The organism is Sphingosinicellaceae bacterium (assembly GCA_019285715.1).
Taxonomy (GTDB): domain Bacteria; phylum Pseudomonadota; class Alphaproteobacteria; order Sphingomonadales; family Sphingomonadaceae; genus Glacieibacterium.
Genome location: CP079108.1, coordinates 1496706 through 1521797, shown reverse-complemented (window position 1 = coordinate 1521797; position 25092 = coordinate 1496706). Strand labels below are relative to the sequence as shown.

Sequence of the window (25092 nt, the reverse complement as noted above, 5' to 3'; positions counted from 1 at the left end):
CCGTCGTCGGCGTTGAAGACTCATATCTCCGCGGTGCCGAGCGCTGTTCGAATTGCCGCGTTGACGCGGGCGTTGCCGAGGTCGGTGGCCGCATTGCTGGCGACGGGATGCGAGCCGAAGCGGGCGATGACGAGATCGTCCTGCGGCACGACGTGCAGGCGCTGGCCGAAGACCCCGAAGGCGTTCATCGCGCCGGTCGGGTGATCGATCCACCAGAAGCTTCGGTAGCTGAAGCCCGGCCGGGTGGGCTGCTTTCCCGCAGCGAACAGCGAGCGATCCCCGCCGGTGGCGATGGCGTCGCGCGCTTCTGCGAACGGGGTATCTGCCGCAGTGGCCAGCAAGCGCCCGACGCGGGCAAGATCGCGTAACGTGCACGACAGGCCGGCGGACGCGATGACACGCCCGCCGGTGTCGCGTACCCAGGTCGCCGGTCCGGCCCCCGCCGGGCCCCAGACCAGGTCGACCAGCAAGCGTTCGAGCGGGTCGCCGGTCAGCCGCTCGAGCATCAGGCCGACGACATCGGTGACCGGCGTCCGATAGGCGAAGGATTTGCAGCACGAGGCGCGCTGCGGCAGGCGGGCGAGTGCAGCGAGCACGCCGCCGCCGCCGTCGCCCCAGAAGTGCCGCGAATAGTCGTGGATCTGGGCGGCCGAGTCGGCATAGTCCTCGTCGAAGGCGACCCCGTCGGTCATGTCGAGCAGGTCGCGCAGGTACGCCGGCGCAAAGCCTGTGCCAGCGAGTTCGGGCACGACCGTCCCCGCCACGGCGGCGGGGCCGATGGTCCCGTCCGCAATGAGGAGTTCAGCGATCAGGCCGACGAGCGACTTGGTCACCGAGAAGCACAGGTGCTGCGTCGCCGCGGTCATCCCTTCGGCATAGTGCTCGAAGACGATCCTGCCGCGGTGCAGGACGATGAAGCCGTCGGCGTGGGTCGCATCGAGCATGGCATGCAGGTCGGTGGGCATGCCGTCGTCACAGGGAAGAACGAGCGAGGACAGCGGCGAGCCGGGGAGAAAGTCGGTCGGCGCGACGCCGAGGATCGGCGCGGTGGGCAAGAACGCCGCGACGTTACGGAACGCCCAGGGCGCATACGGGTGCGCGCGCCAGTTGGCGGCCGTCATGCCGGTTGGCGCGCCGGGCACCATCACGCTGTCGCCGGATAAGCTGGGGTGGCATCGAGTTCGCGCCGCCGACGGGCCAGGAACACCGACCAGGCCTCCGGCCGGAAGCCGCGCGCGCGGTTGGCAGCGCCGATCCGCCACAGCAGCGCATATTGCCGGAACAGCGCGCTGTAGGCGGCGCGGAGCGTGGTCCGGCTATCCCAGATGTGGGTCGACTCCGACCCGGCGCCATTGCACTCGACGATGGTGAAATCCTCGCCGCGCTGGAGTGCCGAGAAGTCGGCGAAGCGCACGTCGAATCGTCCGAACCAGAACTCCGGCACCTGCGCCGCAATTGCGTCGAAGCGCGCGCGCATTGCCTCGGTGATCATCGGCGTGCCGTCGCGGAAGATCGCACCGCGGCTATGGCTGCCCGCGAACGCCAGTCGGAACGGCTCGCCGGCGGCGAAAATTTCGGTGAGACGCCGGGCATGACGGCCCAGGTAAAGATGGCTCAATCGCCCGGCGCGGGGATCGTCGCGGATCAACTGCTCGAGCGTGCGCTTGCCGTCGCCGGTAACGTAGGGGAAGTACTTGAGCGTCAGCGAGATGATCTCGCCGCGCGGCTGGCCCGGCTCGCGGACGTAGAACACCCCGGCCTCGCCTTCGACGTCGACGAGCGTCTGTAGCAGGAATGCCTCGCCGTGTGGAAACCCCGCCGCGTAGACCGTGAGCTCGGCAAGGTCCTTGACCGGCCTGACGCCTGCGCCGCGGCACCCTAGTTCGGGCTTGGCAACGAGCGGAAAGTCGAGCCCGGCAGCACGAGCGCTGGCGATCGCCGCATCCGCGACGGATGCGGCGGGGCCGGTGCCGCGAGCCACGGTCACGTAGCGCGCGACCCAGCGCTGGGCGTCGCCGCCAAGCTGGTCGAGGATGTCCGACTTGACCTCGCCGAACAGGCCGCCCGCCGGAAACAGCGGGTTGGCGACCAGCGGCAGCCGGATGCCGCGGTGGCGCAGCGACAGCCAGCCGATCCATAGCCAGACCGGCAGGTAGAACAGCCACGCCGGCCAGAATTCGAAGAACGACAGCACCGGCGCCGGGGCAAGTGGCGGCATGCCGCGATGGGGCACCGGCGAGGGCGTCGCGCTCAGCATGTCGGCGACGGTGCGGCGAGCAGTCCCGCGAGGGCGGCCTCGACGCGGCTCTCCTGGTTCCAGACGATGAAGTGGTTCTGGCCCTCGATCGTCTCGACAGTGAGCGCCGCGACCCCGGTAAGGTGGGAGCGCAGGAATGCGACATTCGCGTAGGGCACGAGGTCATCCTTGGTTCCGTGGATGATGGTGACGCGGCAGCGTAAGTTGGCGAGGCGCGGTGCCAGCGCCACGAGTTGGGGCTTCAGGCCGAGGAGTTCGCGGTTGGCGTTGCGAAACCGCGCCGGCAGCAACGCGCGCACGAGCGGCCATTCTCCGATGGGCTGCATCGGGTTGATCTTCTCGAGCCCGGGATCGAACGCCCCGGCGAGGATCAGGAGGCCGCCGACCTTGCCGGGATTGTCCGCCGCGACCTGCGCGATGATCGGGCCGCCGAGCGAATGGCCGACGAGGATCGGCCAGCTGCCGCCGCGTTCGACAAGCAGGGGCGCGATCGCGGCCGCCTGCGTCTTGAGCGATACCAGCGCTTCACCGGGGCGCGTCGCGCCGAAACCCGGCCGGTCGATCGCGATTGCTTCGGTGCCGGGCTCAGGCGAGCGGACATAGTGTTCCCACCCGACCGCGCTGCCCGGCGTGCCGTGGACGAAGATGACGCGGCGGTCCTCGGGGTTGCCGCGCGACAGCATGCTGACCTGGAGTCCTCCTGGGGCGGCGTAGCTCGACCGTGCGAGCCGATCGCGGGCGGCGTCCTTGGCGCTCGGCGTCGTCGGCATCGCGCAACCGGTCAGGGCGACGGCGGTGAGGATGCTCAGCTTGCGCATGACAGCATCTCGGGCCGCGAGCCGACCGGCCTGGCCCAGCCGCCGACGGACCGGCTCCGATCGCTCGCCTTGCTGGCGGCGTCGGCGGCGAGGAGGTCGAGCAAACGGCGCTGGGTGTGGCTACCCCCGAACCCGATCGCATCGCCGAGCGCGCTGCCGATCTGTTTCGCGGCCGTGGAGTATTGGCGCCGGGCATGCGCGACGAAGCCCGTGGCAGCACGCGCGGCGGCGACCTCGATGCGACCGCCGTCGCGCGCGCGCGCGTCAAGATCGCAGAGGAGGTCCGCGACAGCGTCGTCGCAACCGGCGCGTGCCAGCCCGTAGGCGAGGTGCAGGTCGACGAAAGGGTTGGCACGGTCGTCGATGCGAGACGCGAGGTGCTGTGCGATGTCGGCCCAGCGGTCGCCGGCATCGACGCCCTCCAGCTCGAGGCGCGCGAGCAGCGACACGGCGTTGATCTGGTCCTGCACGCTATCGCGGCGCACACCCCAGATCCGCGTGTCGAACAGGTCGAGCGCGGCGTCTTCATCACCGAGGCTGAGCTCGAACAGCGCGGCGTGCCACCAGTTGTGGGTGTAGAGAAAGGACGAGCAGCCCGCCCATTCGTGCCCGAACCGCTGCGCCCACGACCGTCCCTCGCGCGCCCTGCCCTGCGTGTCGAGGACGTGTGCGACGGCGTGGTGAGCCCATGGGTCGTGACCCATCGCTATGGCCTTGCGCCCGGCGCGCTCGGCGGCTTCGAGCTCGCCGCATTGCTCGAGGGCAAAGGCGCGCATGCCGTGGACAAAGCCGTTCTGCGGTTGCGCGCGAACGATCAGATCGACGCCAGCGAGCATGCCGCTGAAGTCGCCGGTGTTGAGTTGGTGGAACTGCAGGATCTTGGCGGACAGCAGGTCCTGTGGCCACTGCTGAGCGATGACGAGATGCCGGGCCTTGGCCTCGCCGAGATCGCCGCGCGCCCATGTCGCGATGCCGGCAACGAACATCTGCTCGTGCAATGTCCCGGCAGCCGCGAACTCCTCGGCCGCCGCAACATAGGGCTGCGCGCGGACCCGGCCCGGTGCGGTCAGCGCGAACAAGTGGATCGCGGCAGCGCTGGCGAGGGCATAGGCGCTATCGCTCGACGGCCCGGGGCCGCTGAGATAGTCGCCAACCTCTCGGCCGTAGCGCAGCAATGCTGCCTCGAGACCGTCGACTGCAACGACGACATCCGTGTCGCTGGTGGTCAGCGTGAGCTGGTTGTGACGGTCGAGCATCGGACTCAGGCCACGATCGTGCGCGTGGCACGGTGGCGGGCGAGCAGACGCGGACCCCACAACACCAGCGCAAGCAGGCCCGCCGCGAGTGCGACCGTCGCGGGTGTCAGCGCGGCGAAGACGGTTGCTCCGGCCTGGCTGCTCACAAAGAACAGCGCCGGGGTCCAGACTAATGTCGTGGCGACGACGGTCGCGGTCACCGCGGCGAAGGACAAGGACACGACGCCACTGCCGAGGAAGACCGGGAACCGCGTGCCGGGTAGGAAGCGCGCAATAGCGACCGCAGCCAGGCCGCGACGGCGTAGACTCGCCTCGACGGTGCCCGAGCCACGGGCACGCAGGCGTGCGGCGAGGGCGGTGCCGCCAAGCCAGCGACCGGCGGCGTAGAGCGCGAGATCGCCGGCAACCGTCCCGACGATGACGGCTGCGACTGCGATCGCCGGGTCGATCGCCATACGCCCGGCCAGCAGCCCGGCAGCGACGGTCGCGACATCCTCCAGGACGAAGGTCGCGACGATCAGCGCGGCGACCAGCGCGACCGGCGTCAGCATCTGCATCGTCAGCAGGTCGGCGAGGAAATTGTGCATCGCATGGGCTCCGGTCGAGAAGGGTTCAGACCGCCGCCGCGCCGCCGATGAACGGCAGCCGGTCGCGATTGAGGAGGATGAGGATTGCGGCCGAGACCCAGACTCCGCAGGCGAGAGCGAAGAGCTCGCCGCCGTCGCGACTGCCGTCGGCGTTGACCACCGACACGCCGAGCGGTGTGAACAGGTGAAAGAAGATCGCGCCCGAGATGACGCCCAGCGCGAGCAGCGCCGCGTAAGGACGAATACCGCGCAGTGCGGGCAGCAGGCTGGCGAGCAGCGCCGTACTGGCAATCAGCTCGAAGCTGCCGATGACGTACTGCGAGAAAATCCCGCCGGGCGCAAACACACCCGCGAAGCCCAGCGAGGCAGCCCAGGCATCGAGCGTGCCGAAGATATATTGGGTCTCCGGCGAATTCGTGAATTTGAAGAACAGTGACTGGATGAACACGAAAGCGATATAGAGTACGAAAACGAACTGGTATTTGCGGACAGTATTCATCACAGTCACTCCTTGAACGAACCACTGATAATTATTTTACGGTGAGCTTTGGCCAGTTGGTGTTCGCTGCAGTGATGAAACCGGGGATGTTCTTCGACCACTTGGCACCGACCGCGGCATTGTAATTGACATACAATTTGCCATCGACGATCTTCCAGATCATCGGGTCGCCGGAGGCGGTGTAGCCCTGGCTGACCGCCCAGGCGCAATAGCCGCCGTATTGCGGCGCGTATTTCGCGGGGCTGGTCTTGAAGGCGGCGAGGTCGGCGGCGCTGGCGAACTGCCAGTCGGCACCGTCGTAGCGGGTGGTGAACTCGGCGGTGCCTTTCACCGGCTTGCCCTGGGTGAAATAGGCGACCGCGTCATAGCCCGACAGCGCGATATTGCTGAAGGTGCCGGTATAGACCGGCGCCGTCTTGGCAATGACTGCGCCCGGAATGGCAATCGCGCCGACGGCGAGGCTGGCGGCGACGAAGATGGACCTGATGTTCACGGCGACTTCCTCTGGAATGCGAACGGTGGGACCGAGATCAAAGGGGGGAAGACCCCGGTCCCTGCCAACCTCAATGGCCGCAGCCGGGGCCGCGGTGAAATGCCCGCTGGGCATGCTTTCGATGCGCGACCTGCACGAGCAGTCGCGGACCGCATTACCGGGCTCCTCGGGCGGGGCGTCCCCGCCGGAATGCCGTCTTCACGGCACCCCAGCTGGAGGCGGGATCAGGCCACAAACAACGCCTTGATTTCGTCGGCAACTTTCGTGTGGTTTTCGTCGAGCACGAAGTGACCAGCATCTAGCCAGACAAGCTTCGCGTCGGGGAGGTCCGTCAGAAAGGCGCGCGCGCCCGCTTCGATGAAGAACGTGTCGTGCTTGCCCCAAACGATCAGCGTCTTGGGCTTGACCTGACGAAACATCGAATGCCACGCATCGTACTTTGCAACGTTGTTCTTGTAGTCTTCGAGGAGATCGACCTGAGCATCCTGCACGCCAGGACGGTCTAGCAGGGCCTGATCGAGCACCCAGTTGTCCGGGTTGATGCTCGCCTCGTCTCGAGCACCCGCTAGCCAGTGGTGCTTCGTGCTTTCTAGGCCCACAAACGCCCGCGCGGGCTCTTCCGTCTTGGGGGTCCGTTCCTGCCATAAGGGGCCGAGCGCCGCCTTCGGAGGTTCGCCGAAACCCTCGACATAAGCGTTAGTATTCTGGATGACGAAGCCTGCGATCGCGCTGGGCCGCTCTGCGAAGATGCGGAAGCCGACTGGGCCGCCATAGTCCTGCATATATAGGATGTACGACTTCAGCCCAAGGACGTCGATCAGCCCAGTCACGTGGGCCGCCAGGTTGTCGAACGTGTATTTGAACTCGGTGTTAGACGGTGCGTCGGAGTGCCCGAAGCCGATGTAGTCGGGTGCAATGAGATGAAAGCGATCGGCAAGGTCGACCATCAGCATCTGCGCGATCGGTTAAAGCCCTACTTCGGCGCGCAGCGAATCGACCGGCTGACCGACTTCGGCATCAAGGCATACCGGAAAGCCCGTCGCGGCGAGGGCGCCTCTGACGCGCTCGTCAACCGAGAGCTGGCGACCCTCTCCCACATGCTATCGTCCGCTAAGTGGTGGAAATGGATCAAGGCTGATGACATCCCACCTATCACCAAGACCAAGGAGGATCAGCTTCCTATGATCGTCCTTACCGAAGACCAGGCGCAGGCCTTGAAGACTGCAGCAGTTGCCGATCAGGACTGCCTCACGTGGCTGTTCGTGGCTTTCGGGCTGAACACCGCTATGCGCCACCGCGAGATACTACGTGCGCGGTTCTATCAAATCGACGCCGGAAATCTACGTATCTTCGTCCCGCTGGCGAAGGCAGGCAGCCGCAACCAACCGATCACACCCGAACTCGCCGATATGCTTAAAAAGCAACGAAAAATGGGGGGTGACACCGATGGCTGGATCTTCCCGACCGCCAACGCGAAGCAAGCCAAGGCTGCCCACCGCACCCGTATGGGCCGCCAATTCTCGCGAGCGGTTGTGCGTGCGGGATTGTCTCCAGAGCGGATAACGCCCCACACCATGCGCCGCACCGCGATCACCAAACTCATTATGGCCGGTGTCGACTTGCCCACTGTCCAGCTCATCAGCGGCCACAAGACGCTGGCAATGGTGCTGCGATATTTCCATGCCCTCGACACTCACGTTCACAAGGCAGCGTCGCTGCTCAGCTTCGGCTTGGCTGGCACGATTACACCAGAAGTACACACAGCCCAAATCATCGAGATGCCGATCGCGGCACCGTAAGCCGGAAGAGATCAATGTTTTAGAAAACTTACGCGCTGGAGGCCCGACCGGGAATCGAACCCGGGTGCACGGATTTGCAGTCCGTTACGTCACCACTCCGCCATCGGGCCTCGACCGCGCGAGCGGCGGGGCATAGCAATCGCGCTTGGCGACCGCAACCTTGGTCGCTACAGACTTGCCACGCGACCGGTTGCGCGGCACGTGTATTATCTGTATAACTCACCTGATCGACGGCACCAGATTACGACACCCGCAGCGACCGGATAGCAACTTGACCGATTACAATACTCTCCGTGCGACGATGGTCGCGAGCCAGCTGCGCACGGTTGGGGTCAACGATCCCGAAGTCGTGGCGGCGATGGCCACTGTGCCGCGCGAGAAATTCGTGCCCGCAGGCCGCGAGGCGCTCGCCTACGCCGATGCCGCGGTGCCGCTCGGCAATGGCCGCTGGCTGCCCGAGCCGCTAGTCACCGGGCTGCTGCTGACCCACGCTCGTATCGAGCGGCATCACCGCGTCCTGATCGTCGGGGCCGGCACCGGCTACGCCGCCGCGATCGTCGCCCGCCTGACCGACAGCGTCGTCGCCGTCGAGGAGGACGAGAGCCTGTGCTCCCACGCCACGGCCTGCGGCGTGACGATCGAGCAGCGTCCACTGGTCGACGGTGCTCCCGACGGCGCGCCCTACGACCTGATCTACTTCGACGGCGCGATCGAGCGCATCCCCGCCTCCCTCGCGGCGCAGCTCGGACCGCTCGGGCGCGCCGCGGCGGTCGTGCGTGCGCCCGGTAGCCCGGGCCGCGCCACGGTCGGGCGGATCGTCGGCGAGCACCTTGTCGGCGACGGCTTCATCGAGGTGCCGGCGGCCCTGCTCCCCGGCTTTGCGCGCGCTCCGGAGTTCGTGTTCTGAGCACCGTGGGCCACATGATCCGCAACTCCTCGCTCCTGGCTCTCGGCGTCGCGCTCTGCGGGTCGATCGCCGTTACGCCGGCACACGCCGAGACGCTGGCGCAGGCCATCGCCTCGGCCTACGAGACCAACCCCGACCTCGCCGCCCAGCGCGCCGTCGTCCGCCAGGTCGACGAGCTCGTCCCGCAGGCACTCAGCGCCGGTCGTCCGACCGTCGGCGTGTCCGTCAGCGCACAGCAGAATGCCGTCGACTCCTTCGGTGACGGCGGTCGCACCTTCTTCGGCGGCCTCAGTGTCAACCAGTCGCTGTACAACGGCGGCCGCACCCGCACCGCAACCAACGCCGCCGACAGCCGGGTCCTCGCGGCACGCGCCCGGCTCCGCGCCGTCGAGAACCAGATCATCCTCGACGTCGTGACCGCCTATTCGGATGTGTTGCGCTACGCCGCCGTGGTCGATCTCAACGCCAACCAGGTCAAGGTGCTGGAGCGCGAACTCCAGGCCTCCAAGGACCGCTTCGAGGTCGGCGACCTGACCCGTACCGACGTTGCCCAGTCCGACGCCCGCCTCGCCAACGCACGCTCCAACGAGATTTCGGCGCGCGGGCAGTTGTCGGCGGCGCGCGCCTCGTATCTCCGCGTCGTCGGACACTTCGCCGACGATCTCGCGCCCCTGCCCGCGCAGCCGACCCTGCCCGGCACCCAGGGCCAGTCGGTCGACCTCGCCAATGCCAACAACCCGGCATTGATCGCAGCGCGCTTCGACGAGTCGGCGGCACGCTACGACGTCAGCACCATCGAGCGCGAGCGCCTGCCCGCACTCGGGGTCGGTGCCGGGGCCGATTACCAGCGCTACAGCGGCGGCAGCAGCGGCAGCACAATCGGCGCGACCGGCGGCACCACGGGAACCGGGACCGGGACTATTCCGGTCATCCCGACCGGCAGCACCAGCGGCGGCTACTTCACCCAGAACGTCGGGCTGACGCTGACCGTGCCGATCTACCAGGCCGGGGCGGTCGCCTCGCGGGTCCGGCAGGCGCAGCAGCGGCGGTCGGAGCTTCTGGAGGCGATCGGCTCGACCAGCCGGCAGGTCACCGAGAGCGCCACCAACGCCTTCGTCCAGATCGGCACGGCGCGCGCGATCATCCAGTCGAGCCAGGTCGCGGTCGATGCCAACGCGCTCGCGCTGGAGGGCGTCACGCAGGAAAATCAGGTCGGCACCCGGACGATCATCGAGGTCCTCAACGCCCAGCAGGAATTGCTGGTCACCAAGGTCAACCTGGTCACCGCGCGCCGCGACGAATATGTCGGGGCCTATACGCTGCTCGCGGCCGTTGGTGCGGCCGAGGCGGCAGCGTTGGAGGTGCCCGTGCAGAACTACAATCCCGAGGTCAACGCCCGTGCCGTCCGGCACCTGATCAACGACTGGAATACGCCGAAGAATCCGCCGGCGCTGCCGCTCCCCGACCCCGGTGTCGCGACGCGGTCGGCAGTCATTGGCCCGCAGCAGTGAGCGACGACAGCCGCGCCGGCTACGGGTCCGAGGCGCAGGGTCCCGACACGCGCGAGTCGATGGACGACATCCTTGCCTCGATCCGGCAGGCGGTTGCGACCGAGGGTGCCGAGCCTGCCGCGGGCCCAGCACCCGAGACCGCCGTCGCGGCTGCCCCCGCCGCCGCCGCAGCGCTTGCCCGCGACGTTACCCTCGAGGCACTTGTCCGCTCGGCGCTTGAGCCGGTCCTGAAGCAATGGCTCGACGCCCACCTCCCCGAAATCGTCGACCGCGCCGCGCAGGCGGAGATCGCACGCCTGACCGGGCGCTGAGATCGAGCGCTGAGATCGAGCGCTGGCGGAAGGGTCCGAAATGGCTGCAGTCGTTTGAAGAACTGCCGCTAGCTGCTATATCGGACCCCGAGGAGACGACGATGGCGGGCAAAGCCGAAATCACCCCGCGCGACCTGCCGACCAAGATCGTCCGTGCCGCGGACGGCACCGTCGTCCGCATGAAGGTCGTCCAGTCCGACAGCAAGACCCTCGAACTCGATCTGCTCGCCGCTTTCCGCTCCAACGTCCGGCGCATCCGGGCCGAACAGCGGAAGCGTGCCCGTGTCGAAGACGCCGCGTAAACCCGAGCGGCCGGTTCTCTGGATCATCGCCGGGCCGAACGGCAGCGGCAAAAGCTCCCTCTACAATCGCAGTGACATCGAGGGCTGGGGCGGTTCGGTGTGGATCATCAACCCCGACCTGCTTACGTCGCACATCGTCGAGCAGGAGCAACTCGACCTTACCGCAGCGAATCTCGCAGCCGTCCAACGTATCGAGCATTGGCTGAATGGGTCGCTCGACGTGTACCAGACCATCGGCGTCGAGACCGTGCTGTCATCGCCGAAATACCGCGAACTGGTGCTGCGCGCGCAGTCCAAGGGCTTCGAAACGCGGATGCTGTTCGTGCTGTTAAAAACCGTCGCGATGCAGATCGAACGGGTCCGCATCCGGGTTCGCGGCGGCGGTCACGACGTTCCCGAGGACAAGATCCGCTCGCGCCGGACCCGCTCGTTCGAGCAGCTCGCGTGGTTCGCCGAGCATGTCGACCGGCTCGCGGTGTTCGACAATTCGGCCAGAGAACCTGAGCTAATGGCGACCAAGGCGCTCGGCAGGACGATCGTCTGGCACCACCGGCCGCCCGGCCCGCTCCGCGCCGAATTCGTCGCGGCAGGCATCGAAAACTTGCCCCCGGTGCGCGCTTCCGCAAAAAGCCGCGGATGACCACCGACTCCACGCCCGACAGCGCCGCCAACATCATCGACAAGACCTTCGACCCGACCGAGATCGAGGCGCGGCTGTATGCGCACTGGGAATCGACCGGTGCCTTCCGGCCCGAGCGGCCCGACGCCAAGCCGTTCACTATCGTCATCCCGCCGCCCAACGTGACGGGCTCGCTGCACATCGGCCACGCGCTCGACAATACGCTGCAGGACGTGCTGATCCGCTATCACCGGCTCAAGGGCCGCGACGCCTTGTGGGTGGTCGGCACCGACCACGCCGGCATCGCGACGCAGATGGTCGTCGAGCGCGGCCTCGCCGCCGAGGGCAAGAAGCGCACCGAGATGGGCCGCGACGCCTTTCTGGCGAAGGTCTGGGAGTGGAAGGAGGAATCGGGTGACACCATCACCCGCCAGCTCCGTCGCCTCGGCGCCAGCTGCGACTGGGCGCACGAGCGCTTCACCATGGACGCCGGCTTCTCGGCCGCAGTGAGCAAGGTGTTCGTCGAGCTCCACAAGCAGGGCTTGCTCTATCGCGCCAAGCGGCTCGTGAATTGGGATCCGAAGCTCAAGACCGCGATCAGCGACCTCGAGGTCGAGTACCGCGAGATCGACGGCATGATGTGGCACTTCCGCTACCCGCTCGAGGACGGCAGCGGCTTCATCGCGATCGCGACGACCCGCCCGGAAACCATCCTCGGCGACGGCGCGGTGGCGGTGAACCCCGACGACGAGCGCTACAAGCACCTCGTCGGCAAGCGCTGCCTGCTGCCGATCGTCGGCCGCTCGATCCCGATTATTGCGGACTCCTATGTCGAGGCCGACTTCGGCTCGGGCGCGGTCAAGATCACCGCGGCGCACGACGTCAACGACTATGCGGTCTACCAGCGCCACCCCGACGCCGGCATCCCGCTGATCAACCTGATGAACCCCGACGCGACGATGAGCGACGCCTGCCCACCCGACTACCGCGGCCTCGACCGCTATGCCGCGCGCGACAAGGTCATCGCCGACTTCGACGCGCTCGGCCTGCTCGACAAGGCCGAGCCGCACCGCCACCAGGTGCCCTACGGCGACCGCTCCGGCGTCGTCATCGAGCCGTATCTGACCGACCAGTGGTACGTCGACGCCGCCACGCTGGCGGCTCCCGCGATCGAAGCCGTGCGCGAGGGCAAGACCCAGTTCGTGCCGAAGACGTGGGAAAAAACCTACTTCAACTGGATGGAGAACATCCAGCCGTGGTGCGTGTCGCGGCAGCTTTGGTGGGGCCACCGGATTCCGGCTTGGTTTGGACCGCGTCAAAAGGATGGCCGACTGACGACGACCCTGTCCAGCGATGACGGGTATTACCTCAGCGAGACGTCGGATGACGTCGACATCTTCGTTCAGCTTGACGAAGCGGCTGCCATCGAGGCTGCTTGCCAACACTACAATTGCCGCATCGGTGATGGAGTCCTAAAAATCTGCGATAGCCGCGCTGAGGCAATCGAGCGCGATTTGCTAGCGTCGATGGAAGGGCGACCATCGATCAGCATGTGGCGCGACGACGACGTCCTCGACACCTGGTTCTCCTCCGCGCTGTGGCCGTTCGGCACCCTCGGCTGGCCCGAGCCGACGTCGGAGCTGGCGCGCTATTACCCCGGCGACGTGCTCGTCACCGGCTTCGACATCATCTTCTTCTGGGTCGCGCGGATGATGATGCAAGGCATCCACTTCACCGGCGAAGTGCCTTTCGCGACGGTCTATTGCCACGGGCTGGTCCGCGACGCCAAGGGTCAGAAGATGTCCAAGTCGAAGGGCAACAGCGTCGATCCGCTGGGCCTGATCGACAAGTACGGTGCCGACGCGCTGCGCTTCACGCTGACCGCGATGGAGAGCCAGGGCCGCGACATCAAGCTCGATGAGAAGCGCGTCGAAGGCTACCGCAACTTCGCCACCAAGCTGTGGAACGCCGCGCGCTTCTGCCAGTCCAACGGCATTTCCGGAGGCCAAGGCACTGCGCCGCCGCACGCGACGCAGGCGGTCAACCGCTGGATCATCGGCGAGGTCGTCGCCACCGCCCGCAACCTGGACGCCGCCATCGCCGCCTTCCGTTTCGACGAGTACGCCGAGGTCGCCTACCAGTTCGTCTGGAGCCGCTTCTGCGACTGGTACGTCGAGTTGACCAAGCCGCTGCTCGGCGAGGGTGCGGACGAGGCCATCGCCGCCGAGACCCGTGCCGTCGCCGGCTGGGCTCTCGACCAGATCCTCATACTGCTCCATCCGGTAATGCCGTTTATTACCGAGGAGCTGTGGCACAAGCTGGCCGCGCGCGAGCACGATCTCATCGTCGCGCCGTGGCCGGTGACCGAAGCGATGCTGGTCAACACCGACGATGCGGCGGAGATCGACTGGCTGATCGGGCTGGTGTCCGAGGTCCGCTCGGCACGCACCGAGCTCAACATTCCGCCGGGCGCGAAGCTTACCTTCAGTGTCGACGGTGCCAGCCCAGCAACCGTTTCGCGCCTCGCGGCGAACGCCCCTGCCCTCGCCCGTCTTGCGCGGATCGAGGCTGGCCCGGCAACCGGCGGCGGCGCGCTGCAACTGGTCCACGGCGAGGCGACCTACACGCTGCCGCTCGGCGGGATCGTCGATTTGGGAGCGGAGCGCGCTCGTCTGGAGAAAAACGCATTGGCCGCCGAGAAGGACCGCGACGGGCTGGCGGGACGGCTCAACTCGCCGGGGTTCGTCGACAAGGCGAAGCCCGAGGCGGTCGAGAAGGCGCGCGCGGACATGGCGGCGCGGGGGGCTGAGGCTGAGCGGCTGCGGGCGGCGCTTGCGCGGCTTGGCTAGGTCTCCAGCAACCCGATCAGCCCGCGCTCCACCCCCGTCAGCCACTGCGTCGACCGCGGCAGCTTCGTGCCCGCCAGTTCGAACGCGTGGCCCTCGGTGACCAGCTTGAGCAGCTTCGGGTGGACGTACGACTTGCGGCTGATTGCAGGCGTATTACCGAGCGCCTCCGCCACCGGCTCGAGCACGGCCTTCAGCGTTAGCGGCGCGCGGGTGCGGATCAGCGTCTCGAAGGCGATGACGCTCGCCCCCCAGGTGCGGAAGTGCTTGGCGGAGAAGTCGTCGCCCATCGCAGCCTTGATGTAGGAATTTACCTCGGCGGAACCGATCCGGTGCGGAGTGCCGTCGTCGGCGACATACTGGAATAGCGCTTGGCCCGGCAGGTCCTGGCAGCGGCGGACGATCTTCGCGAGCGCCTTGTCGGTGATGCTGACCTGCTGCTGCTTGCCGGACTTGCCGCGGTAGTCGAGCTTGACCGTGTCGCCCCGGACCGCGCCGTGGCGGTTGCGCAGCGTCGTCGCGCCGAAGCTCTTGTTCTCGGTCGCATACGCTTCGTTGCCGACGCGGACATGGCCCTGGTCGAGCAGGCGGACGACCGCGGCCAGCACCTTGTCGCGGGGCAGTCCGGACAGCTTCATGTCGGCCTCGACGCGGGCGCGCACCAGCGGCAGTGACGATCCGAACTCGACGCAGCGGTCGTATTTTTGCCCGTCCTGCGCGCGACGGAAATCGGGGTGGTAGCGGTACTGGCGGCGGCCGCGGTCGTCGTAGCCGATTGCCTGCAAGTGGCTGTCGGGGTCGGGCGAATACCACACCCGCTGGTAGGCCGGCGGCACCGCGAGCTTGTTCAACCGCGCGATTTCGTCCGGCGCGGTGATGCGGATGCAGTCGGGCATGAAGTAATGCCAGTGCTTGCCGCGCTTGCGCCGCGTAATCCCGGGCTCGGACGTATCGCCGTAGGTGAGCATTGCGCCGAAACGGCCCGCCGCCGCGCTTCGTTCCGGCGGCGGGCCAAGTGCGGCAATTCGCAACGTCGTCGGCGCAACTTCGTCAGTCGGTGACCGTCAAGACTTCTATGGTCAACGCCAGCGCCGCCACTGCCGGGTCGGGATCGACCCTGAGCGAGGTCAACCTGGCCTCGGCGACGATCTGCCGGGGCAGCTCGAACTCCGCCTCCGGTAGCACTTCGATCAGCCGGTCGAGCGCCGCACCGATGCACGCGGCGTCGCCGTGGAGGCGCAGGTCGAGCCGGTGGCGCTGGCCCTCGAAGGTCGCGCTCGACCACGGCCGGGTGGTGACCGCCTCGAGGACCAGCATCGGGAACATCGGCACGGGCTCGTCGGTGCCGGCGATCAGCGCCGCGAGCCGGCGCACCAGGTGCCCCGGGACGCCGGCGAGCGGCAGGTGCAGCAGGCGGTCGCTCATCGTGCGGCCTTCTGGTGGGGGATCGAGGCCGAACCGACCGTATCGATGAAGGCGAGAACCCGGGTGACCGTCGTGTCGCGGGGCTCGCGTCCGTTGCGTAAATCGAACACGAATCGCGGGTCACGTGCCGCTTCGCGACCGAACCGGCTCGGGGGCGTTGCCGTCGCCCGAAGGTAACGTTCAATCTTCGTCAATAATGGTGTCATCTTAGTTTCTCCCCCGACCCGAATCGGTATAGGCTATATTCCCGGCCATTTCCTACTTGTCTAGGTAATAACCTATGCTATAGTGAAACGGGTGGGGCTTGGAGAAGGAGGCTCCGCGTGTATGGATTACCTTGCCATCCGGAAACGGTTGGATGAGCTGATCAATCAGCGCGGCGAGGACTACGCCTCGTTGTCGCGGTTGCTGGGGCGCAATCCGACCTACGTCCAGCAGTTCGTCAAGCGGGGTGTCCCGCGGCGGCTCAGCGAGGACGATCGCCGTAAACTCGCCGCGCATTTCGGCGTTTCCGAACGGCTGCTCGGCGGCCCCGACGAGCGCGAGACGGTGCGCAGCCTGACCGCGCGCGGCGACGCGGCGGCCCGCTCGACGGACTATGTGCTGATCCCGGCGCTCGACATTGGCGCATCGGCGGGTGGAGGATCGCTTAACGATGGTGAAAACCCTATTAGCACCCTCGCCTTCCAGTCGAACTGGGTGCGGACGATCGCCAGCGGGCGGCCGGAGGCGCTGTCGGTGATCCGCGTCGAGGGGGATTCGATGCTGCCGACGCTGGCCGACGGCGACCAGATCGTGGTCGACACCGACGACCGCGAGCGGCTCCGCGACGGGATCTACGTGCTGCGCACCGACGACGCGCTGCTGGTCAAGCGCCTGAGCGTGAACCCGGCGACACGCCGCCTGTCGATCAAGAGCGACAACATCGCCTATCCGAGCTGGGACGACTGCGACCCTGCGACCGTCGCGGTCATCGGCCGCGTCGTCTGGGTCGGACGCCGGCTGGCTTGAGGCGGCTGGATCGCTCTATCGGTCCGTCGACTATTGAACGGGGACCGACCAGCACTGCATTGTCATCCCGGGCTTGACCCGGGACCCAGCTAACCACGGAGTCCGAGCGCTGGGTTAGCTGGGTCCCGGGTCAAGCCCGGGATGACAATGGGGGTTCAGGTACCGACACAAGTCCAGGCGAACTCAGCGCGTGTCAGGCCGCTGCCTAGCGTGACCCGCGCCGGGAATCCCATACCGCGACCACGATCGCCAGCACGACACCGGCCGCAAAGCCGCTCAGGAGTCCAGCACTGGCCTGGTTGACCGCGACGCCGACCGCAGCGCCGAGGAGGGTGAAGCCGGCGAGCAGGCAGCCGCCGGCGACGCGAGGGGGACGATCTTCCATCGTTGCTGCTCTCGCATGCGCTCCGCAGCAGCGCCAGCCGGAACCCGCCCTGCGCCCGGACGACGCAGGGGCGACACGGGTGGATTCGGTTCGGCTATGCCCGGCGGCAGGGGTCGGCTAGACGCTCGTGCAATGGGTCGAGGGATCGTCGGGTTGGTGCTGAGCGGGGCGTTTGCCGTCGCCGCGCCCCTCCACGCCCAGACTCCGGCGGCAGGAGCGCAGGCAACGCCCCCGACGACGAAGCCGGCCGTTGCGCCGCAGGTTGCTCCGACCGTCGCCGCTCCCGATCCGCTGCTCGACGCTATGGCTCCCCTACCCGGCGGGGTCGACTGGCCGACGGCGGTGTCGACGACCGCGGGCGACGCGACGGCCGCCGCGGAGGCCGGCGACGTGCGCTACGAGGTCGTCGTCGCCGGGCTGACCGAGATCCGGCTGCTGCCGCGCTTCCACGAGCTTTCGTCGCTGTGGCTGGGGCGGAACCAGCCCGCGAACCTGGCGCAGATCAACCGCCGGGCGACCGAGGACAGTGACCTGATCGATCAGCTGCTCCGCGCCGAGGGCCGCTACGGCGGCAATGTCGCGGTGGCGATCACCCCGCCCGACAAGCCCGGCACGCCGACCAAGGTGACGCTGACGGTCGTACCCGGCCCGGTCTACACGTTCGCGACGGTCGACCTCGAAGTCCCCGCCGGGGCACCGCAGCCGGTCGTCGAAGCCGCGCTCGGCATCAAGGTCGGCGATCCCGTCGACGCGACGGCCGTCGGGCTGGCCGAAGACGGCTTGAAGCTCAAGCTCGCCGACGCGGGCTACCCCTTCCCCGATGTCGGCGCGCAGGACATCGCGGTCGACCACAGCTCCCGCACCGCGACGCTGACCCAGCGCATCGACCCGGGCCGCCGCGCGGTATTTGGCCGCGTGCGCTTCGCCGAGGGGGTCAAGAAACAGCCCTTCGACGATGCCCACCTGGCGCGACTGGCGCGGCTCAAGGCCGGCGACAATTACAACGGTGCCGACCTCGAGGACCTGCGCCGCGCGCTGATCCAGACCGGCCTGGTCGGTTCGGCCTCGATCCGCCCGGTGGCAGGCGAGACCACCGAAGACGGCCTGCAGCGCGTCGATCTCGTCGTCACCACCGAGACCGCGCCGCTGCGCACGATCGCGGCGCAGTTCGGCTATTCGACGGGCCAGGGCCTGCGCCTCGAAACCAGCTGGCAGCACCGTAACCTGCTGCCACCCGAAGGTGGCGTGACCTTCCGGCTGGTCGCGGCCGAGCGCGAGCAGTTGCTGGGCGCCGAGCTCAGGCGGCACAACTGGCGCAAGCGCGACGTGACGCTGTTGCTCACCGCCGAAGCCGCCGCTGAGGAACAGGACGCCTATGACGCGCGGACGCTGACGCTCGGCGCTGCGATCGAGCGCGAGACCAACATCATCTGGCAGAAGAAGTGGACCTACTCGCTCGGGGTCCAGTTGATCGGCTCGTCGGAGCGCGACGGCAGCAACACGACCGCGGGCTTCGACACCTACCTGATCCTGGCGGCACCGCTGTCGCTGACCTACGACGGCTCGGACAATTTGCTCGACCCGACGCGGGGTTTCCGGCTGACCGGCCGCGTCTCGCCCGAACTGTCGTACCAGTCGAACGCCTTCGCCTACCTGAAGTCCCAGATCGACGGCTCCGCCTATTTGCCGATCGGCGACCGGTTCGTGCTGGCGGGGCGGCTCCATGTCGGCACCATCCTCGGCGCGAGCCGCGGCACGATCGCGCCGACCCGGCGCTTCTACGCCGGCGGCGGCGGCTCGGTGCGCGGTTTCGGCTACCAGCAGGTCGGTCCCCTGGACGCCAACGACAAGCCGCTCGGCGGCAACTCGATCATCGAGACTTCGATCGAGGCACGCTTCCGCTTCAAGGCGTTCGGCAGCGATGTCGGCCTGGTGCCGTTCATCGACGCCGGGCAGGTCGACACCGGCACGCTGCCCGGCGTCAACAATCTCAAGGTCGGCGCGGGCCTCGGGCTGCGCTATTACACCAGCTTCGGCCCGGTCCGCATCGACCTCGCGACCCCGATCAACCCCGGGCCGGGCGATCCCGTCGTCGCCTTCTACGTCTCGATCGGACAGGCGTTTTGAGCGGCCCGGCACTATGAGAGCAGTTCGCGCCCTCTGGCTCGTCGCCGCGCTGGTCGCGCTGGTGGCGCTCGCCGTGGTCGCCGGCATCGGCTTCCTGAACAGCGACGCGGGCCGCGACTTCATCGTCCGGCAGCTGCCGCTCTACGCCCCCAAGTCCGGCCTGACCGTGCGCGCCGGGCGCATCGAGGGCACCATCTTCGGTCGCGCCGCGATCCATGACCTCGAGTTCGGCGACCCCAAGGGTGTCTTCGCGCGCGCGCCCGTCGCGACGCTCGACTGGCGTCCGGTCGAGCTGATCCACAACCTCCTCGACATCCACGAACTCGACGTGCCCGAGGTCGATGTGCTGCGCCGCCCGGCGCTGCGACCGAGCGGCGACAAGCGCATCTTGCCCGACATCGACATCGTCGTCGGCAAGCTGAGCATCGACCGCATCGTGCTGGCCGCGCCGGTCATCGGCAGCGCGCGTGTCGTCAGCCTGACGGGCAACGCCGATATCCGCAGCGGCCGGGCGCGCATCGTGCTCGACGCCGCCGCGCCCGCTGCCGCTGGCGGGGACAGCGTCAAGTTGCGCCTCGACGCCGAGCCGGACCGCGACCGCTTCGACATCGACGCACAGGTCGCGGCACCCGCCGGCGGCGTCATCACCGGGCTGCTCCGCATCAAGTCGCCGCTGGCGCTCAGCATCTCGGGTGATGGCCGCTGGACCGCGTGGCAGGGTCGCGCCGTCGCCAGGCTGGGCGCAGCGCCGCTCGCCGACCTCGTGCTGAGCGCTGCCAACGGCCGCTTCGGGGTCGGCGGCACGATCGCGCCCGCCCACCTGCTCGACGGCCTGCTGGCCCGGGTCACGACCCCGGCACTGCGGATCGACGCGACGGCAACGCTCGCCGACCGCCGCGCCAACACGCGCTTCACCGCCTCCGCGCCGGCCTTCGCCGCGACCGGCAGCGGCCTCATCGACTTCGGCGACGAGAGCTTCTCGGGCATGACCATCGACACGCGGGTGCTCAAGCCGGCGGCGATCAACCCGCGACTGACGGCGCGCGACCTGCGGCTGCGCGCGCGGATCGCCGGGTCGTTCCGCAATCCGATCGTCGACTACGTCGTGACCACGCCGGCGATGACCTTCGGCAAGAACGGCTTCACCGACCTGCGCGCCATCGGCATCGTCCAGACCGGCGCGCGGCCACTGGTGGTGCCGCTCGCCGCCAGCGCGTCCCGGGTCACGGGCTTCGGAGTCGATGCCGACGCCCTGCTCCACAATGTCCGCGTTACCGGGCCGCTGACCGTGCGCGGCGACACCCTCGTCTCGGACAGCCTGGTCCTGCGCTCCGACCGCATCACCGCGCGTGCTGTTGCCAGCATCGCCCTCACCGACAGCGGCGCGTTCAACGTCCTCGCGAAGGGCGACCTGCCCAACTATCTCGTGCCCGGCCTCGGCGTCACCGACGTCCATGCCGACGTCCGCATCGTACCCGCAGGCACCGGAGCGCGCGTCACGGGGCAGGTCGGGGTTCGGGTCAAGCGGCTCGACAACGCGTTCTTCGCGACATTGCTCGAGGGGCTGCCGACCGTCACCAGCGCGATCGTCCTCAACCCCGCGGGCGACCTCGGCTTCAGCAACACCCGCGTCGCGTCACCCGGCCTGAACTTCGTCGCCGCCGGCACCCGGTCGCCGACCGGCATCCTCCAGCTGAGCGGCAGCGGCACATCGCGACGCTACGGGCCGGTCGGGGTCAAGCTGGTCGGCGCGATCGAGGCGCCGGTGGTCGACGTCACCCTTGCCCGCCCCGGTCTCGGCGCCGGCTTGAGCAGCGTCAGCGCCCACCTGACGCCGAGCGCCGGCAACTGGACGTTCGACGCCAAGGGCAACAGCGACTACGGCCCGGTCGCGGCGCGCGGGCTGATCCGCGCCACCGTCCAGCCCACCCCGATCGACCTCGCGGCGGTGACCGTCGCGGGCATCACCGGCCACGGCACCATCGTGCAGACCGCTGCCGGGCCTTTCTCGGGGCGGCTCGACGTCGCCGGACCCGGGCTGACCGGCACCATCGGGCTGAGCGCCGCAAGCGCCGTCCAGCGCGCCGACGTCGTTGTCACCGCGAGCAACGCAAAGCTGGCGTTCGGCTCCCCGGTCACCGTCGGCAAGGGCGACCTGCGCGCGACGATCCTGCTGCCCGACGCCGGGCCGCAGGTCACCGGACGCTTCACCGCCACCGAGATCCGCCGCCAGGACACCGTGTTGACCACCGCGTCGGGCAGCATCGACTACCGCGACGGCCACGGCACCGCGCAGTTCGACGCCGCGGGGCTGGCGGAATCGCCGTTCACCATCGGCGGCAAGGCGCGCCTCACCGACGGCCGCATCGAGGTCGATGGCGGCGGCACCTTCAACAGCCGTCGCATCGGCCTCCAACGGACTGCGGTACTGACCCGCGACGGGCCCGACTGGGTGCTCGCCCCGGCGATCGTCACGACGCCCGACGGCCGTGCCGAAGTGTCCGGGCGCTTCGGCGAGCGGCTTGCGGTAAAGGCCCGGCTCGACAATCTCGGCCTGTCGCTGCTCACCTTGGTCAGCCCGACCTTCGATTTCGGCGGCCGCGTGTCGGGAATGCTCGACATCGGCATGGTTCGCGGCAAGCTGCCGACCGGCACGGCGTCGCTCAGGATCAGTGGGCTCAGCCGCGCCGGGCTCGCCAGCGCCTCGCTACCGATTGACCTCGGGGTCAACGCCGTCCTCAACGAGAGCGGCGGCAGCGCCCGCGCGGTCATCGTCCGCGCTGGTATCGTCGAAGGACGGTTCCAGGCCCAGCTCCGCGGCATCCCGGGCACCGCAGAGGATCCCGTGCTCGAGCGCCTGCTCGCAACCCCGCTGTTCGCCCAGGCCCGCTACAACGGCCCGTCGCAGGCGCTGTGGCCCCTGGCGGGCATCGAGGCGATCGACGTCCGCGGACCGGTCCGGATCACCGCCGACATCGGGGGCAAACTCGGCGAGCCGACGCTGACCGGCACCATCGCCAGCGACGGCGCGCGCATCGAGAACGTCACCCTCGGAACCGTCGTCGACAAGGCGCACCTCGACAGCCGCTTCACCGCCTCGCGCCTCGAACTCACCAGCTTCAGAGGCGAAGTCGGCAAGGGCGGCACCGTTACCGGCAGCGGCAGCATCGGCCTGTCGGCGGTCGACGGCTTCCCGATGGACGTCAGGTTCACCCTGAAGGACGCGCAGGCGCTCAAGCGCGACGACCTTGCCGCGACGGTCAGCGGCGACATGCGGGTGGTCAGCGGCAAGGACGGCGCAAAAATCACCGGCAAGCTCGTCGCCGATAAGGCACGCTTCCGGATCGGGCGACCGGCGACCGTCGAGGTCCCCGTCCTTGCCGTCCGCGAGGTCAACGCCGAGATCGTCCGCCAGCGCGTCGTCGCGACCGCCAAGCCGACGCGCTGGGAACTCGACATCGCCGTCAGCGCGCCCGACCGCATCAACGTCGAGGGCATGGGCCTAAACTCCGACTGGCGCGGCGACATCACCGTCAAGGGCACGACGACCGCACCGGCGCTTTCGGGGCGCGTCGACATGGTCCGCGGCGACTACGACTTCGCCGGCAAGCGCTTCCAGCTCACTCGCGGCGTGCTGCGCTTCGGGGGGACCTACCCGCCCGACCCAATCCTCGACATCGCCGCCGAGAACGTCAGCGCGGGGTTCACCGCGACCCTGACGATCACGGGCACGGGCCTGAAGCCCGAGATCACGTTCGGCTCGGTCCCCGCTCTGCCGCAGGACGAAGTGCTCAGCCGCGTCCTGTTCGGCACGTCGATCGCCAGCCTGTCGGCCCCGGAGGCGCTGCAGCTCGCCGGTGCGCTCGCCTCGCTGCGCGGCGGTAAGGGTGCCGGGCTCAACCCGATCAATTTCGTGCGGAAAAGCCTCGGCATCGACCGCCTTCGCATCCTGCCGGCGGACACCACGACGGGCCGCCGGACCGCGATCGCGGCGGGGCAATATATCGGCCGGCGGATCTACCTCGAGCTCGCCTCCGACGCCCAGGGCTACACCGCGACGAACATCGAGGTGTCGCTGACGCGGTCGCTGTCGATCCTCAGCCAGGTCGCGACACTCGGGGGTACGAGCGTCAACCTGCGTCTCAAGAAGGACTATTGATCGCGCCTCGGACGCGAGCAATCCCCTTTCCAAATAGTTAACGAACTGCTACCGACACGAAACCGTCTTTATCGGAGTTTCGTTCAGGTGCGCCATTCTTCCCGATCCGGCGACACCGATTTCGACGCTGCCGAATCGCGTCGCAGCTACCGACAGCGGGTCCGGACCGAGCGCAAATCGAACAAGCTACAGGAGTTCATGGTGTCGATCGTCGGCATCGTCTGGGCCGTCGCCATCGTCATGGTCGCCCAGCTCGGGCTGCGCAGTTTCGGCTTCGGGTCGGAGAGCGTGGCGATCCGCCACCTCGTCGCCGCCTTGGGTTGTGGTGCGGCCAGCGAAGTCGGGCTCGCGCCGGCGCATCGCGGCGACCCCGGCTACTGGTCGCGGCTCGACCCCGCCAACGACGGCGTATCCTGCAAAAGCGCCGCCCTCCCCAGCCGGGTAATCGTCCACCGCGGATAGGCGGTGGACCGCTCAGGCTTGCGAAGTCGTCAGGGGCCGCGATGTCATCCAGCGCGCTGTCGTGATCCAGCGCGCCATTGTCATCCCGGGCTTGACCCGGGACCCAGCTAACCCAGCACTCGGACGACGAAGGAAACTGGGTCCCGGGTCAAGCCCGGGATGACAACGGGGCTCCGTTCGCCCAATCAGTTCGCCTGCTCAGCGCCCGATCAGCTTCCGCGCCATCGCGTCCGCGACCGCATCCGTAGCGCGCCCGCTGGCATCGGCCTCGGCGAAGATTTCGGCCAACCGCCCCTCGATCCGAGCGATGCTGGTGGCGACGCTCGCCGCATCGCCCTGCCCCAGATATTCCGCGACGACATTGATGATGCCGCCGGCGTTGATGACGTAGTCGGGCGCGTACAGGATGCCGCGCCGCTGCAGCCGCTCGCCGTCATCGGACGTGGCAAGCTGGTTGTTGGCGGCTCCCGCGACGATGGCGACGTCGAGCGCGCCGATGCTATCGGCGGTCAGCACCGCGCCGAGCGCATTCGGGCTGAACACGTCGGCGGGAAGCGCCATGATCGCGTCATTGTCCACCTTCGTCGCACCGAGTTCGGCAGCAACCTCGCTGGCGCGCGTACCGGCGATGTCGGCAACCGACAGTTTCGCCCCGGCCGCCGCAAGCTTGCGGGCCAGCGCATGGCCGACGCTGCCCAGCCCCTGGACCGCGACGTGGACCCCGGCGAAGCCGTCCTTGCCGAGCTTGTGGCGGACGGCGGCGCGCATGCCGACGAAGATACCCTCGGCGGTCGACGGCCCAGGATTGCCGCCCGCCTGGCCGCCCGCGACCGGCAGGCCCGAGACGTGGCGTGATGTGCGCGCGATGACGGTCATGTCGGCGTCGGACATGCCGACGTCCTCGGCAGTGACGTAGCGCCCGTTCAGCCCCTCGACCGCCCGCCCGAAGGCTTCGAGCAGCGCGTCGATCTTGGGCGCGCCCTTGAGCACCACCGCCTTGCCGCCGCCCATCGGCAGGCCGGCCATGGCGTTCTTGTAGCTCATGCCGCGCGACAGCCGCAGCGCGTCGGTCAGCGCCGCCGCATCGTCGGCGTAGGTCCACCAGCGGCAGCCGCCCGCGGCCGGCCCGAGGTGGGTCGAGTGCACGGCGATCACGGCGCGGAGCCCGGTCGCTTCGTCGGCGACGAACTGGACCGCCTCGTGGGCATCGAAATCGGGGGCGTCGAACAGCATCGGCCTGGCTCGCAATAATCGTTCAATGGCGCGCAATAATCGAATAGTGGCGTATCGTGAAGCCCGAAATGCGGTCGCGACGCCG

Annotated in this window: 23 protein-coding genes and 1 tRNA gene; 11 read left to right on the top strand and 13 right to left on the bottom strand. The window is 68.2% G+C overall.

Translation table 11 applies throughout. The features are described 5' to 3' along the window. Window positions 1-20: 20 nt before the first annotated feature. The 8 genes from KX816_07020 to KX816_06985 form a co-directional block, all read right to left on the bottom strand. On the bottom strand, window positions 21-1148 hold the full coding sequence (locus KX816_07020) for a beta-lactamase family protein (protein QXQ07749.1): 1128 nt from the start codon (window positions 1146-1148) through the stop codon (window positions 21-23). Continuing rightward, entirely contained in the window at window positions 1145-2257 is a 1113-nt protein-coding gene (locus KX816_07015) for a hypothetical protein (GenBank protein QXQ07748.1), read from the bottom strand. The genes KX816_07020 and KX816_07015 overlap by 4 nt, the downstream gene beginning before the upstream one ends. After that, window positions 2251-3075: an alpha/beta hydrolase gene (locus tag KX816_07010; GenBank protein QXQ07747.1), complete on the bottom strand. Its 825-nt coding sequence runs from the start codon at window positions 3073-3075 to the stop codon at window positions 2251-2253. Before KX816_07010 ends, KX816_07015 begins: the two co-directional genes overlap by 7 nt. After that, window positions 3063-4331 (bottom strand): tetratricopeptide repeat protein, encoded by a 1269-nt coding sequence (locus KX816_07005; protein QXQ07746.1) that lies wholly within the window; start codon window positions 4329-4331, stop codon window positions 3063-3065. The genes KX816_07010 and KX816_07005 overlap by 13 nt, the downstream gene beginning before the upstream one ends. A 5-nt stretch (window positions 4332-4336) precedes the next feature. Beyond that, entirely contained in the window at window positions 4337-4918 is a 582-nt protein-coding gene (locus KX816_07000; GenBank protein ID QXQ07745.1) for a VTT domain-containing protein, read from the bottom strand. A 25-nt stretch (window positions 4919-4943) separates the two neighbouring features. Then, entirely contained in the window at window positions 4944-5417 is a 474-nt protein-coding gene (locus KX816_06995; GenBank protein QXQ07744.1) for a hypothetical protein, read from the bottom strand. A 31-nt stretch (window positions 5418-5448) separates the two neighbouring features. After that, on the bottom strand, window positions 5449-5910 hold the full coding sequence (locus tag KX816_06990) for a YHS domain-containing protein (protein ID QXQ07743.1): 462 nt from the start codon (window positions 5908-5910) through the stop codon (window positions 5449-5451). A 224-nt stretch (window positions 5911-6134) separates the two neighbouring features. Beyond that, window positions 6135-6863, bottom strand: coding sequence for an alpha/beta hydrolase (locus KX816_06985; protein QXQ07742.1), 729 nt, complete (start codon window positions 6861-6863; stop codon window positions 6135-6137). Here KX816_06985 and KX816_06980 point away from each other — a divergent pair. Next, window positions 6831-7709 (top strand): site-specific integrase, encoded by an 879-nt coding sequence (locus KX816_06980; protein ID QXQ07741.1) that lies wholly within the window; start codon window positions 6831-6833, stop codon window positions 7707-7709. The genes KX816_06985 and KX816_06980 overlap by 33 nt on opposite strands. Window positions 7710-7745: 36 nt before the next feature. Here the strand turns inward: KX816_06980 and KX816_06975 are convergent. Continuing rightward, window positions 7746-7819 (bottom strand) — tRNA-Cys (locus tag KX816_06975). Window positions 7820-7980: 161 nt separating this feature from the next. Between KX816_06975 and KX816_06970 the strand changes: the two genes are divergently transcribed. From KX816_06970 to KX816_06945, 6 genes are all read left to right on the top strand, one after another. Further along, entirely contained in the window at window positions 7981-8616 is a 636-nt protein-coding gene (locus KX816_06970; protein ID QXQ07740.1) for a protein-L-isoaspartate O-methyltransferase, read from the top strand. A gap of 14 nt (window positions 8617-8630) precedes the next feature. Further along, a complete protein-coding gene (locus KX816_06965; protein QXQ07739.1) occupies window positions 8631-10127 on the top strand; it encodes a TolC family outer membrane protein in 1497 nt (498 codons plus the stop codon). A 59-nt stretch (window positions 10128-10186) separates the two neighbouring features. Continuing rightward, window positions 10187-10438: a DUF2497 domain-containing protein gene (locus tag KX816_06960; protein ID QXQ08442.1), complete on the top strand. Its 252-nt coding sequence runs from the start codon at window positions 10187-10189 to the stop codon at window positions 10436-10438. 101 nt (window positions 10439-10539) lie between these two features. Next, window positions 10540-10740: a hypothetical protein gene (locus KX816_06955; GenBank protein QXQ07738.1), complete on the top strand. Its 201-nt coding sequence runs from the start codon at window positions 10540-10542 to the stop codon at window positions 10738-10740. After that, on the top strand, window positions 10721-11380 hold the full coding sequence (locus KX816_06950; GenBank protein ID QXQ07737.1) for a zeta toxin family protein: 660 nt from the start codon (window positions 10721-10723) through the stop codon (window positions 11378-11380). Before KX816_06955 ends, KX816_06950 begins: the two co-directional genes overlap by 20 nt. Continuing rightward, complete coding sequence (locus KX816_06945; protein ID QXQ07736.1) at window positions 11377-14208, top strand: valine--tRNA ligase; 2832 nt, start codon at window positions 11377-11379, stop codon at window positions 14206-14208. Before KX816_06950 ends, KX816_06945 begins: the two co-directional genes overlap by 4 nt. On the opposite strand, the gene KX816_06940 is transcribed toward KX816_06945, so the two are convergent. Then, the gene (locus KX816_06940) at window positions 14205-15173 is read right to left on the bottom strand and encodes a DNA topoisomerase IB (GenBank protein ID QXQ07735.1); all 969 of its coding nucleotides are present in this window, start codon (window positions 15171-15173) and stop codon (window positions 14205-14207) included. The genes KX816_06945 and KX816_06940 overlap by 4 nt on opposite strands. Before the next feature lie 82 nt (window positions 15174-15255). Then, window positions 15256-15630 (bottom strand): hypothetical protein, encoded by a 375-nt coding sequence (locus KX816_06935; GenBank protein ID QXQ07734.1) that lies wholly within the window; start codon window positions 15628-15630, stop codon window positions 15256-15258. Between the two features lie 327 nt (window positions 15631-15957). Here KX816_06935 and KX816_06930 point away from each other — a divergent pair, with 327 nt between their 5' ends. After that, complete coding sequence (locus KX816_06930) at window positions 15958-16641, top strand: peptidase S24 (protein ID QXQ07733.1); 684 nt, start codon at window positions 15958-15960, stop codon at window positions 16639-16641. 205 nt (window positions 16642-16846) lie between these two features. On the opposite strand, the gene KX816_06925 is transcribed toward KX816_06930, so the two are convergent. Next, window positions 16847-17026: a hypothetical protein gene (locus tag KX816_06925; GenBank protein QXQ07732.1), complete on the bottom strand. Its 180-nt coding sequence runs from the start codon at window positions 17024-17026 to the stop codon at window positions 16847-16849. Between the two features lie 132 nt (window positions 17027-17158). Here KX816_06925 and KX816_06920 point away from each other — a divergent pair, with 132 nt between their 5' ends. The 3 genes from KX816_06920 to KX816_06910 all read left to right on the top strand — a co-directional run bounded on the left by KX816_06920 (window position 17159) and on the right by KX816_06910 (window position 23774). Further along, window positions 17159-19153, top strand: a complete 1995-nt coding sequence (locus KX816_06920; protein ID QXQ07731.1) for a BamA/TamA family outer membrane protein — start codon at window positions 17159-17161, stop codon at window positions 19151-19153. Between the two features lie 13 nt (window positions 19154-19166). Then, window positions 19167-23312, top strand: coding sequence for a translocation/assembly module TamB domain-containing protein (locus KX816_06915; protein ID QXQ07730.1), 4146 nt, complete (start codon window positions 19167-19169; stop codon window positions 23310-23312). A 198-nt stretch (window positions 23313-23510) separates the two neighbouring features. Beyond that, window positions 23511-23774, top strand: coding sequence for an excalibur calcium-binding domain-containing protein (locus tag KX816_06910; protein ID QXQ07729.1), 264 nt, complete (start codon window positions 23511-23513; stop codon window positions 23772-23774). A 198-nt stretch (window positions 23775-23972) separates the two neighbouring features. Here KX816_06910 and KX816_06905 read toward each other — a convergent pair whose 3' ends face one another. Further along, window positions 23973-25007 (bottom strand): amino acid dehydrogenase, encoded by a 1035-nt coding sequence (locus KX816_06905; GenBank protein ID QXQ07728.1) that lies wholly within the window; start codon window positions 25005-25007, stop codon window positions 23973-23975. Between the last annotated feature and the right edge of the window lie 85 nt (window positions 25008-25092).